The organism is Acinetobacter sp. BWR-L5 (assembly GCF_039655985.1).
Lineage (GTDB): Bacteria > Pseudomonadota > Gammaproteobacteria > Pseudomonadales > Moraxellaceae > Acinetobacter > Acinetobacter johnsonii.
In genome coordinates, this window is record NZ_JAGFEV010000005.1 from 290,864 (window position 1) to 302,792 (window position 11,929).

The 11,929-nt window shown below is 41.6% G+C and carries 13 protein-coding genes; 6 read left to right on the forward strand and 7 right to left on the reverse strand.

Annotated elements, in window-relative coordinates; all coding sequences use genetic code 11:
• Nucleotides 1–30: 30 nt before the first annotated feature.
• Nucleotides 31–1,197, reverse strand: a complete 1,167-nt coding sequence (locus tag JZ787_RS11255; protein WP_184118305.1) for an ATP phosphoribosyltransferase regulatory subunit — start codon at nt 1,195–1,197, stop codon at nt 31–33.
• A 429-nt stretch (nt 1,198–1,626) separates the two neighbouring features.
• Between JZ787_RS11255 and JZ787_RS11260 the strand changes: the two genes are divergently transcribed.
• A complete protein-coding gene (locus JZ787_RS11260; RefSeq protein WP_114836828.1) occupies nt 1,627–2,139 on the forward strand; it encodes a hypothetical protein in 513 nt (170 codons plus the stop codon).
• Between the two features lie 88 nt (nt 2,140–2,227).
• Here the strand turns inward: JZ787_RS11260 and JZ787_RS11265 are convergent, their stop codons facing one another.
• A complete protein-coding gene (locus JZ787_RS11265; protein ID WP_062033751.1) occupies nt 2,228–2,683 on the reverse strand; it encodes an Lrp/AsnC family transcriptional regulator in 456 nt (151 codons plus the stop codon).
• 163 nt (nt 2,684–2,846) lie between these two features.
• On the opposite strand from JZ787_RS11265, the gene JZ787_RS11270 reads away from it, so the two are divergent.
• Nucleotides 2,847–3,593 carry an AzlC family ABC transporter permease gene (locus JZ787_RS11270; protein WP_062033748.1) on the forward strand — a complete coding sequence of 249 codons (747 nt, stop codon included), beginning with the start codon at nt 2,847–2,849 and terminating at the stop codon, nt 3,591–3,593.
• The gene (locus JZ787_RS11275; protein ID WP_005400577.1) at nt 3,590–3,889 is read left to right on the forward strand and encodes an AzlD family protein; all 300 of its coding nucleotides are present in this window, start codon (nt 3,590–3,592) and stop codon (nt 3,887–3,889) included. The genes JZ787_RS11270 and JZ787_RS11275 overlap by 4 nt, the downstream gene beginning before the upstream one ends.
• A gap of 9 nt (nt 3,890–3,898) precedes the next feature.
• Here the strand turns inward: JZ787_RS11275 and JZ787_RS11280 are convergent, their stop codons facing one another.
• Nucleotides 3,899–4,204, reverse strand: coding sequence for a hypothetical protein (locus JZ787_RS11280; protein ID WP_004696167.1), 306 nt, complete (start codon nt 4,202–4,204; stop codon nt 3,899–3,901).
• 113 nt (nt 4,205–4,317) lie between these two features.
• Entirely contained in the window at nt 4,318–5,352 is a 1,035-nt protein-coding gene (gene gap / locus JZ787_RS11285; RefSeq protein WP_346312320.1) for a type I glyceraldehyde-3-phosphate dehydrogenase, read from the reverse strand.
• Between the two features lie 392 nt (nt 5,353–5,744).
• Here gap and alaS point away from each other — a divergent pair, with 392 nt between their 5' ends.
• The 3 genes from alaS (at nt 5,745) to csrA (ending at nt 10,313) form a co-directional block, all read left to right on the forward strand.
• Nucleotides 5,745–8,438, forward strand: coding sequence for an alanine--tRNA ligase (gene alaS / locus JZ787_RS11290; protein ID WP_346312321.1), 2,694 nt, complete (start codon nt 5,745–5,747; stop codon nt 8,436–8,438).
• 66 nt (nt 8,439–8,504) lie between these two features.
• Nucleotides 8,505–9,785 carry an aspartate kinase gene (locus tag JZ787_RS11295; RefSeq protein ID WP_005400573.1) on the forward strand — a complete coding sequence of 427 codons (1,281 nt, stop codon included), beginning with the start codon at nt 8,505–8,507 and terminating at the stop codon, nt 9,783–9,785.
• Nucleotides 9,786–10,058: 273 nt separating this feature from the next.
• On the forward strand, nt 10,059–10,313 hold the full coding sequence (gene csrA / locus JZ787_RS11300) for a carbon storage regulator CsrA (RefSeq protein ID WP_004982340.1): 255 nt from the start codon (nt 10,059–10,061) through the stop codon (nt 10,311–10,313).
• Nucleotides 10,314–10,361: 48 nt separating this feature from the next.
• Here the strand turns inward: csrA and rnhB are convergent, their stop codons facing one another.
• From rnhB to JZ787_RS11315, 3 genes are all read right to left on the reverse strand, one after another.
• Entirely contained in the window at nt 10,362–10,949 is a 588-nt protein-coding gene (gene rnhB / locus JZ787_RS11305) for a ribonuclease HII (protein ID WP_087526558.1), read from the reverse strand.
• Between the two features lie 64 nt (nt 10,950–11,013).
• Nucleotides 11,014–11,376: a hypothetical protein gene (locus JZ787_RS11310; protein WP_168158943.1), complete on the reverse strand. Its 363-nt coding sequence runs from the start codon at nt 11,374–11,376 to the stop codon at nt 11,014–11,016.
• A 139-nt stretch (nt 11,377–11,515) separates the two neighbouring features.
• On the reverse strand, nt 11,516–11,893 hold the full coding sequence (locus JZ787_RS11315; RefSeq protein WP_346312322.1) for a hypothetical protein: 378 nt from the start codon (nt 11,891–11,893) through the stop codon (nt 11,516–11,518).
• Nucleotides 11,894–11,929: the final 36 nt, after the last annotated feature.

Genomic DNA, 11,929 nt, shown 5'->3' on the forward strand with positions numbered 1-11,929 from the left:
TCTCAGGTTTTAGCTTACCTGAAGAAGTGATTAAATCTGTTCTACAGTCCATTGACCTGCAACATTCACCAACTGGTGCGTTGCATATGGAAGTGTAGTTAAATCATCCTGCCCCAAAAGTTGAATCACGCTCATGCCTTGAGCACGCGTGTGTTCAATCGCTTGGATCAAATCTGTTTGAGTACCTTTGGGTGCAACCACAAGACTGTTTTGCTGAAAACGACCTGCACTAAGTGCATATAAGTCACAACTAAAGCCTGTTGCTGGACGTGCACGCCCAAAGTGCTCACCAATTCCGTCATAACGTCCACCTTGTGCCAATGGCGCAGCACGGTTTGGTGCATAAACGGCATACATTAAGCCCGTATGGTAGTGATACGAACGTAGCTCAACCACATCAATACCCATCTGAAGATTTGGCCAACGTGCTTGAATCTCAGATTGTGTAGTTTTTAATGCATCAAAAGCGTGCTTAAATTCTGCATCGGCAATGACATCTAAACTTAAATGCGTTTGCAAGGCATCTAAGTCACTTGCATAACGACCTAAAGTATAAAAGTCAGCACCAAAGTTTAAATCTTGGGTAAATTCAGCCAATTCTGGCAGAGCTTTACGTTGGTATAAATCAGAGAGTTGGCGTTCAGTCGCTTTGTTTAAACCTGCAACCTTCACCATACTACGGAATAAGCCCACATGGCCTAAATCCAAATGGATGCCGTCTGCAAAACCTGTTTTTTCAAGCAGGCTGATCATCACATCGATCAGTTCAACATCGGCATCGATGCTGTCTGAACCGAATAGCTCAGCACCTAACTGCAAAGGTGTACGCGTGGTATTAAAGCCCTGTGGTTTGGTATGTAGGACTGTTCCTGCATAGCAATAACGAGCAACGCCTTCAACTGGATGTACATGCGCATCAATACGAGCCACTTGTGGTGTCATATCGGCACGCACACCAAGCAAACGACCAGAAAGCTGATCAATCACTTTAAAAGTGGCTAAGTCTAAATCTTGATTCGATTCTGAAAGAGAAGATAACGATTCGATGTATTCAATGAATGGCGTGTACACCAACTGATAACCTCGAGTTGCGAGGAAATCTAATGCTTGACGACGCAAAGTTTCAATCACTTGCGCCTGTTCTGGTAGTACATCAGCTACACCATCAGGTAATAACCATGTCTCTGAAATGGGCATGTTGTAAACCTAAAATCTTGTCTGCGCGGAACGAATCCGCATAAAAAAATCGGGGCACACCCGATTTCTCTTAGTCTATCACGATACAATGTGCTGTGCATTAGACAATTTCGGAAAATTTAATTTATCGTTTTGATGTCATCGTTAACAACTTTATACATTCTTACCGATTTTGAGCGAGCCATTCAAAACATGGCTTTAGACAATACCCAAGTATCAGAATAAATAATATTAACTCATCCTAGTGCTCTGCACAGATTGGAAAAATTCATATAAGACTTTGTTTTATATTTTATTTCCAATTATACCTGTGCTTGCACAAAAGGCACATTCTTTTATACTTCAGCTCAATTTAACAGCAACAATAAATACAACGGCGTTATACAGATAACACTTTTAATCACATATTTTTTACTTGGGGAAAATTCGATGGAAATGCATAGCAACTTATATTACAGGCATGCAGATGCTCAAATCATGTCAAAGTTAGACCGATTATTTCAAGAACATCGCGGCGATGCGAGTCAATTTACGGCTTTAGTCTGTGACATCAATCCAGAACATGGTGCTGAACTGGCCGAAGATATTTTAAATACCGTCGATAATATCGAGTTTGACTTAGGTCCTGAATCGCTATACTCCCTCGCGGGTTATTCCATCGCACACTTTGTCCATGGTTCATCAGGTGATGAGTTCATGGAAGCTATTTTATTCTTCCTGAAAGCCTTGCTTCCAGACATCCATGCGCAAGCATGGGGTTGCGGTGATGATGATCCTTGGGAGTTTTGGTTCAAATTTGAAGGTGATGAACTGGTTCGTGAAGATGATGAACCTTTAAATGATCCTGAAGAAGATGAAGAAATTAAAGCCAGTATTTATGCATGGTGGCACGCAGATCTGCCTAAAGAAATTAAAGAAGGCTTTTTAAACGAAGAGTCATAATATCCTAAGTAGCATGACTAGAGTACAAGTCCTATCACTTTGAGTCATGCTGTCACATTCACGGGCAATTTCGCTATCAACTTTTGAGTTACCAAATCGGCAATTCTGTGGTTTGTTTGATATTTTGTAATGGAATTTCTGTTTTAATACTTTGTATATTGGGGATTTTATTTAGACGATGGATTTGAAACTGTCGATAGGCGTCTAAGTCTGCAACCACAATACGTAAAAAGAAATCACAATCCCCTGCCATTAAATGACACTCGACCACTTCAGGAACTTCACGAATCGATTCAACAAATTGGTTCACCGTTTGCGGATCCTGACTCTTTAGCCAAATGCGTGCAAAAACGGTCAATCGCAGATTCACTTTAGCAGGATCTACCAAAGCCACATAAGCCCGAATAATCCCGTCTTCTTCTAGTTGTCTTACTCGTCTTAAACACGGTGAAGCAGACAGTCCAATGCGCTGAGCCAGTTCATTATTTTGAAGTTTCCCATCGACTTGTAGTACTTGTAATATACGCTTATCTGTTTGATCCATAAATTCCACCCCTAAAGCATAATTTAGCTCATATTTAGCCATTCACAGCATATTATTCCAAACAAGCTCTATATTAAGCTAAATAAAGCAAAAAATATCTTCGGAAAAACCCTACACTTATTCACCTACTGCACCAAAACCTAGCACGCATAGGCGATTTAAAATGTTCTCCCTTAGAAATACAACTCAAGAACTCAATGACTCTACAGATTACGTCGAGTTTAAACGCGGTATTAAAACATCTATCCCCATGCTGCTGGGCATTATTCCTTTTGCTTTGGTCTTAGGAACACAAGCCACTCAAAAAGGCTTTAGCCATTTAGAAGTTCCATTATTTACTGGTCTAAACTTTGCGGGCGGTTCCGAGTTTGCTGTGCTGGAGGTCTGGACCAATCCACCAAATTTTCTCGTTTTAATTTTCATTACTTTTTTAGTCAATAGCCGTCACTTACTCATGGGTGCAAGTCTCGTGCCCTATTTACGCCATTTGCCTAATCGACAGGTTTTCCCTGCCCTGTTTTTCATGTGTGATGAAAGTTGGGCCGCAGCGCTTGCCGATGCAGAAAAGAAGAAAAGATTTGGGCTACAACAGGCCTTTAGCATGTCCTACTACGCAGGCATCTGTTTTGCTCTGTATTTGATGTGGGTCAGTTTTACCAGCTTAGGAGCCATTCTTGGTCCTTTGCTAGGCGATGTTCACCGTTATGGATTTGATATGGCCTTTGCTGCAGTATTTTTGGTTTTACTACGTGGTATGTGGAAAGGCTTCAGCGCCGCACGCCCTTGGCTTATCAGTCTAATCAGTGCGGCCATTGCTTATTTATATTTACCGACGGGTTGGTATGTGCCTATTGGGGCAATCTGTGGCATCGCCTCTGCCTTCTTATTTATTCAGGAGGATGAGCTATGATCCACAGTACAACACTTATCGCGATTTTATTGGTCGCAGCAACCACTTATCTGACGCGTATATTGGGCTATGTTTTGCTGAAAAATAAAACTTTAAGCAACAAACAACGAAAGATTTTGGAAGTTGTTCCCGGCTGCGTACTTATTTCAGTAATTGCACCTTATTTTGTCAAAGACAATGTCGCAGATCTACTCGCCATTGCCATCACATTGATTGCAGCTTCACGCTTTTCACTTTTACCAACCGTTGTGATTAGTATGCTGAGCGCGGCATTATTACGTACCGTGCTCATCTAAACTTAATTTTTAGCGTTCAGGCTGTACGGCTTTAGCGAGAATATTCACCAATTCAGCGTTTTGTAACTCAACTTTTTGCAACTTAGACGTGGTCTGTTCGATCACTTCCTGTTGCACATGCATCTTTTTTGCAAGATCTTGCATAATTTCCAAGGTCTTTTTTAAGTTTTCTTCAAGATGATGTACTTTTTCTTGCAGTTGATTCTGCTCTACGCTTGGATCAGTTTTATCTGCCTGATTTTTAAATTGAAACCAAATTAAAAATACGACAGCAACCGCCAACAGCAAAATAAATCCCCAAATTAAGATCAACATAAGCACCGCTCTACATTATTTTCGTTTATAGATTCATGATAACCACAAGTCAGTATTCGGTCTATGCCTATCATCTTGTTTTCAGAGTAAAAGATGCTTAAAAATAAAGCCCTTTATGTGGTTGACGTACTAAAAGATTCACACAAATCTAATAAGCGGTTTGCATAGCCCCATTCATTGTCATACCACGCAAAGACTTTGGCTTGATGCCCGACCACCATGGTTTGCGTTAAATCAACAATAAGTGAATAGGGTGAATGATTAAAATCTGAAGATACCAAAGGTTCATCCGTCACATCCATAATTTCACGGTAGTCCGACTTCGCCGCCTGAATCAGTACTTCATTGATTTTATGGTCGGTAATCGGTGTTTGCGAAATAAAAGTTAAATCAATTGCAGCTACATTAATAGTCGGCACACGGATGGAATAACCATCAATACGATCGGCCATTTTTGGCATGACTTGTTTTAAAGCACCGAGGGCTGACGATGTGGTGGGAATAATATTTTGACCTGAAGCACGAGCACGTCTTAAATCACGATGCGCATGATCTAATACAGACTGATCGGCAGTCACTGCATGAATTTCGGTCATGAGTGCAGTATCAATTCCAAAAGCATCATCAATGATTTTAACCAAAGGCACTAAGGCCTGTGTTGTACATGACACACTGGAAATGATTTGGTCACTGACTTTAACCTCATGGTGATTCACCCCATACACAATGGCGGCATCAACCGAGTCAAAAGGTGCCGCGCCAATAATGACCCGCTTTGCACCTGCGCTGATATGCCCTGTTGCTGCTTCACGCGAGCGAAATAAACCTGTGCACTCTAGAACCACGTCTACATGGAGGCTTGACCAAGGTAAATCCTGCGGGTTTGCCTGACGCAAGACTTCAACTTTGAGCTGCGCTTGATCTTTAGAAAGATGTAAATAAATTCTTTCATTTTCATAACTTAAATCGACTTTTCCCGGAAAGCGCCCATGCGTGGTGTCATATTTAAATAAATGCAATAAGGTTTCTACATCTGCTACATCATTTACCGCGACGATTTCAAACTGAAAGTTCTTTGGATTTTCAAACCAAGCGCGTAGTACATTACGTCCGATTCGACCAAATCCATTTATCGCCACTCGTTGCATGACTTGCCCTTATTTATAAAATGATGAAAGATAAAGCTGGCCTATATTAATGGATTTATACAGATTTGGTTAAGCTTTCTTTTTCTATCATCCATCAGCGAAGATGATGAATATGAACCCTTAAGTCATAAATTGATCTACCTAACCACCTCGGACCAATCAACTCATTTCCACGAAATGATATAAATATCCAACAATAACAAGCAAAATCTTAGAACTATCGAATACATAGAAATGTCATCAATTCGCCTTAAAGTGATTGGTGCAACATCCTTTTTCCGTTATAATTTGGCGTTTTAAAATTTTTAAGCCAGTATCTGAAGTCAGCGTATTTAGAATAAGACTTTCTTCAGCTACTATTAGCCAAATCGAAATTATGGAGTGACTTGGTTGTGAGTACTCGTTTTATGACATCAGCTGAAATTCGCGAAGCTTTTTTAAGCTACTTTGAATCGCAAGGGCATACACGTGTCGCGTCGAGTTCTCTAGTTCCCGCCAACGACCCTACTTTGTTGTTTACCAACGCGGGTATGAACCAATTTAAAGATTGTTTCTTAGGCCTAGAAAAACGTGATTATGTCCGTGCAGTGTCTTCACAAAAGTGTGTCCGCGCAGGTGGTAAACACAACGACTTAGACAATGTCGGTTATACCGCACGTCACCATACCTTCTTTGAAATGTTAGGTAACTTCTCATTTGGCGACTACTTCAAACGTGATGCAATCAAATTTGCATGGGATTTCCTCACTGGTGAAGCTTGGTTAGCACTGCCTAAAGACAAACTCTATGCAACGGTTTACCACACTGACGACGAAGCATTTGACATCTGGAACAAAGAAATTGGTTTAGATGCATCACGTATTATCCGTATTGGCGACAACAAAGGTGGCCAATACGCATCAGATAACTTCTGGGCAATGGGCGATACAGGTCCTTGTGGCCCATGTTCTGAAATCTTCTTTGACCATGGCGACCATATTTGGGGTGGCTTACCAGGCACACCTGAAGAAGATGGCGACCGTTTCATTGAAATTTGGAACAACGTATTCATGCAGTTTAACCGTACTGCGGATGGCGTATTACACCCTCTTCCGGCGCCTTCTGTTGATACAGGTATGGGCTTAGAGCGTATTTCTGCTGTTTTACAACACGTTAACTCAAACTACGAAATTGACCTGTTCCAACACTTACTCAAAGCAGCCGCTGAAATTATTGGTTTAGATACCGCTGCACTTGAAGCAGAAGCTCGCGAAAAAGGTACACCAGTTCAATATCCTGCGTCACTTAAAGTGGTTGCGGATCACGCACGTTCATGTTCATTCCTGATTGCTGATGGTGTAAACCCATCAAATGAAGGTCGTGGTTATGTACTACGCCGTATTATCCGTCGCGCAGTTCGTCATGGTAACAAGCTCGGTGCAACAGGCTCATTCTTCCATAAAATGTTGCAACCTTTAATTGAAGTGATGGGTCAAGCTTACCCAGAACTTGAAGCACAGAAAGCTCGTATCGAAGCGCAATTGCTGAAAGAAGAAGAGCAATTTGCTAAAACCTTAGAGCAAGGTTTGAAATTGCTTGAGGGTGAGTTGGCTCAACTGAAAGGTTCAGTGATTCCCGGTGAAGTGGTGTTTAAACTTTATGATACTTACGGCTTCCCTACTGACTTAACGGCTGACATCGCTCGTGAACGTGATTTAACCATTGATGAAGCAGGCTTTGAAGTTGAAATGGCAGCTCAACGTCAACGTGCACGCGATGCAGGTAAATTCGCGATTGACTACAACTCTGTTGTTAAAGTTGAAGGTGAAACTCAGTTTGACGGTTACGACGCAACGGTTGGCGAAGGTCAAATTATCGCAATTTATAAAGATGGCGAACAAGTTGATGAAGTGGTTGAAGGTGACGAAGCCCTCATCGTACTAAACCAAACCCCATTCTATGCAGAAAGTGGTGGTCAAATTGGTGACACAGGTATTTTCAAAAATGACACAGGTATTTTTGAAGTCCAAGACACCAAGAAATCGGGCGGCGCTTTTGTACACCAAGGTATCGTGACTGTAGGTAGCATTAAGCTTGCTCAAAATATTGAAGCAACAGTCAAAGCAGATATCCGTGCGGCAACTGCACGTAACCACTCTGCAACTCACCTTTTGCATGCTGCACTACGTCAAATTTTAGGCGAACACGTGCAACAAAAGGGCTCATTGGTTGCGTCAGATATCTTACGTTTTGACTTTGCCAACGATCAGCCCGTTTCATTTGAACAACTTCAAGAAATTGAACGCTTAGTGAATGCTGAAGTGATTGCAAATACAGCAGTAAGCACTGAACTTCTCGACATCGAATCTGCGAAAGCAAAAGGTGCGATGATGTTGTTCGGTGAAAAATATGGTGATGAAGTTCGTGTACTTTCAATGGGTTCAATCATTGAAGAGAAAAACTTCTCAATCGAGCTATGCGGTGGTATTCATGTTAAACGCACAGGCGACATTGGCTTGTTTAAAATCACTTCTGAAGGTGGTGTAGCTGCGGGTGTACGTCGTATTGAAGCGGTAACAGGTACCAAAGCCATTGAAGTTACTCAAAAAGCTGACCGTGATATCAATACCATCAATGGTTTATTGAAAGCTCAAAAAGACCAAACTTTAGAAAAAGTGGAAGCCTTAGTCGACACAGCATCAAGCTTGCAAAAACAGATTGAGCAACTTAATCAAAAACTTGCCAGCTTCCAAGCTACTGAACTGCTTAGCCAAGTTCAAACGCTTGCGGGTCGTCAAACGCTAATCACGACTGTTCAAAACATGGATGCGAAATCACTTCGCAACCTACATGACGGTGTGAAATCAAAATTAGAAAATGCAGTCATCGTACTTGCTGGTGTTGAAGGTGACAAAGTTAGCCTGATCGCTTCTGTAGCAAAAGACTTTACTGCTTCTATTAAAGCAGGTGACATCATCAAACATCTAGCAACTGAGCTTGGTGGTAAAGGTGGTGGCAAACCTGACTTAGCACAAGGTGGCGCGCCACTAAACGAGAAGTTTGCAACAGTGATGGCAGATTTAACTGCTTGGCTTGAAGCGAAATAAAACTTCACCTTTTGTGTAACTGACCCTGAATGATGCATTCAGGGTCATGGTTTATATGGAACAACTATGGCATTAATCGTTCAAAAATATGGCGGTACCTCTATGGGTACTCCAGAGCGCATTTTAAATGTTGCTCGTCGTGTAAAGCGTTGGCATGACCACGGCCACAAGGTTGTAGTGGTTGTATCAGCAATGAGTGGCGAAACCAATCGTCTACTTGCTTTAGCGAAAGCCATTACCGAAACCCCTGACCCACGAGAATTAGACCAAATGGTTTCTACGGGTGAACAGGTAACGATTTCAATGTTAGCAATGGCGCTCAATTCTATTGGCGTTGAAGCTAAGTCACTTACGGGTCGCCAAGTCGGGATCAAAACGGACAATGCGTTTACCAAAGCACGTATCGAGTCGATTGATACCGATACCATGACTGCGCATTTAGATGCTGGTCGTGTGATTGTGGTTGCTGGTTTCCAAGGCTTTGATGCCGATGGTAACACCACCACGCTCGGCCGTGGCGGTTCAGATACTTCGGGTGTAGCACTTGCTGCGGCATTAAAAGCAGATGAATGCCAAATCTATACAGATGTAGATGGCGTTTATACGACTGACCCACGTGTTGCACCAAAAGCGAAAAAAGTAGACCGTATTTCATTTGAAGAAATGCTGGAAATGGCATCACTTGGTTCAAAAGTTCTACAAATTCGTTCAGTTGAATTTGCAGGAAAATACCAAGTGCCTTTACGCGTATTATCAAGTTTTGATAATGACGATGATGGCGCATTCGACGAAGAATTTAAAAAGAACGTCGGAACACTAATCACCACTGAGGCGGAAGACAACATGGAACAACCAATTATCTCTGGTATCGCATTTAACCGTGACGAAGCTAAACTTACGATTCTAGGTGTTCCTGATGAACCAGGCATTGCATCTAAAATTTTATCGCCAATTGGTAATGCCAACATTGAAGTGGATATGATCATCCAAAATGTTGAAGAAGATGGTACAACTGACTTCACTTTCACGGTAAACCGTGGCGAACTTGCAAAAGCAACAAAAATTCTTCAAGAAACCGCTCAAGCCATTGGTGCGCGCGAAGTTGCTACACGTGATGACATTGTTAAAGTCTCAATCGTAGGTGTTGGTATGCGCTCACATGCAGGTGTTGCAAGTAAAATGTTTACTGCCTTGGCTGATGAAGGCATCAACATTTTGATGATCTCAACTTCAGAAATCAAAATTTCTGTGATTATTGAAGAAAACTACCTAGAACTTGCTGTACGTTCTCTACACACTGCTTTCGGTTTAGACCGTGAACATGGTGAATCAAGCGCACGTGCTTAAGCAATCTTGCGAAAAACTTGTCATTGTCTGACAGTTTTTGCAAAAGACTACAAAAATCAGGAGCCACTATAGTTTTTTCTATAGTGGCTCTGTTATATTAAGCCCGAGGCTTTCTTAAATTTAGATGAATGTTATACCTAATGTCACTAGATATCTAAAAATTCAAGTGTCATGCGGTTGTATTAAACATTTGTTTAAATTTTTTTAAATACAAAAAATTATGTATTTTACTTTAGTACAACTGCAGGTTTAGCGTTTTGCAAGGAGATAAACATGCTGATTTTGACCCGACGCGTCGGTGAAACATTAATGATTGGGGATCAAGTAAGTGTTACTGTACTTGGTGTCAAAGGCAACCAAGTTCGTATTGGTGTCAATGCTCCCAAAGAAGTATCTGTACATCGTGAAGAGATTTATCAACGCATTCAGCATGAACGTGCAATGCATGAACATCTTCAACATCTTGATCAGGACTACCAGCCTGCATTTGAAGATGAAGGTGCACAGCAGAATAATTTCAATCGTTAAGATTGAAACATTCAGATATAAAGCGGCCCGATTGGCCGCTTTAAATTTTTATACAGTCTCTTTTTGCTCAAGCGCCTCGATCACTTTCTTTACAGGCCCAAAACTGCGACGATGCTCGTCAATAACCCCATGTTCAGCAATCGCCTCAAAATGCGCTTTGGTTGGATAACCTTTGTGTTTGGCAAAACCAAACTGAGGATATTTTCGATCCATCTCAATCATTTGATGGTCACGTGTCACTTTGGCCAAAATACTCGCTGCTGAGATTTCAGCATGCAAGGCATCACCACCCACAATTGCCTCACAGCTCATGCTTAAGCCTTGTGGAATTTTATTACCATCAACCAAGACATGTTCGGGCTGTATTGTAAGCTGTTCAACCGCGCGGCGCATCGCAAGTAAAGATGCTTGTAGAATATTGATCTCATCAATTTCAGCAGCACTTGCCTCAGCAATCGCCCAAGCCAATGCTTTTTCCTGAATTTCGACAAAAAGTTTTTCACGTTTTTTTTCAGTCAATTTTTTGGAATCATTCAACCCTTGTATCGGGTTATTCGGGTCTAAAATTACCGCAGCAGCGACTACTGAACCTACCAAAGGGCCGCGCCCTGCCTCATCTGCACCTGCAATTTGCATTTTCTACTCTCATAAAAAATGGCTGATCAACAGCCATTTTAAAAAACTTAACAATTTATTCGGCTTAGTTTAGCATTTCAGAGGCGCATGTGGCTGTTGTTTTTGTTGCCGCTAAAGCGCTATAGGTTGCCTTTGCTTTGGGATCAATAGCAGCCAAAGCCAACTGCTCTTTAGATAACACCTTCGGCGAATTATCCCCTACACAATTGCAAACTTCACGTTTTTTCTTCTGCCTTTGGTCTTCAGATAACAGTTTACTGCCCACAATCCATGTCGGATTAGTTTCGATTTCATCCATACACTTTGCATGTGACGCCATTTTAATGGCCGAGATTCCATCATCATCTGAGCCAGACAAAGGATTCGACGCACAGGCAGAAAGCATAAGCGATCCAAGCAAAGAAAGTATTAACTTATCATTTTTCATACAGACACACCCTTTGTTGTAAAAGAAATAAGGTTTCAATTGTTGTTATTCAGATTAATATAAAAGATAAATGCCAAAAAGTACAAAAAAACTGCAAAGAAGCGAGGCATGCCCCCCCGCTGCTTTGATGTATTAGAACTTAATTCATCGCTTCAGCTACACATGCATTGATGGTTTTGGTTACTGCATTGCTAATAATAGTTGTACGCGCCGCAGGGTCAATAGCCGCTGTTGCCACGTCGACAGCCGTAATATTTTGTGGGGCTTTCTCACTGACACAACCACAAATTTCGGTTTGAATTTCGGTTTTTTGGTCAGCCGTCATAAATTTGGTTGCTGTTTTCCATGCTGGTAGATTATTCAACTCAGTCGTACATTTTGCATTAATGGCAATTTTAAGCGCTGCTGTACCTAGTTGTTGCGTGGTGGTCGTCGTATTGGTCGTTGCCATATCAGTCGTTGTACAAGCCGAAAGGATCAAAGCCAAAGGAGCAAGCACTGCAATCATTTTTTTCACGGAGTTATCCATTTATAACAGTTAAAGTGCGCGTAT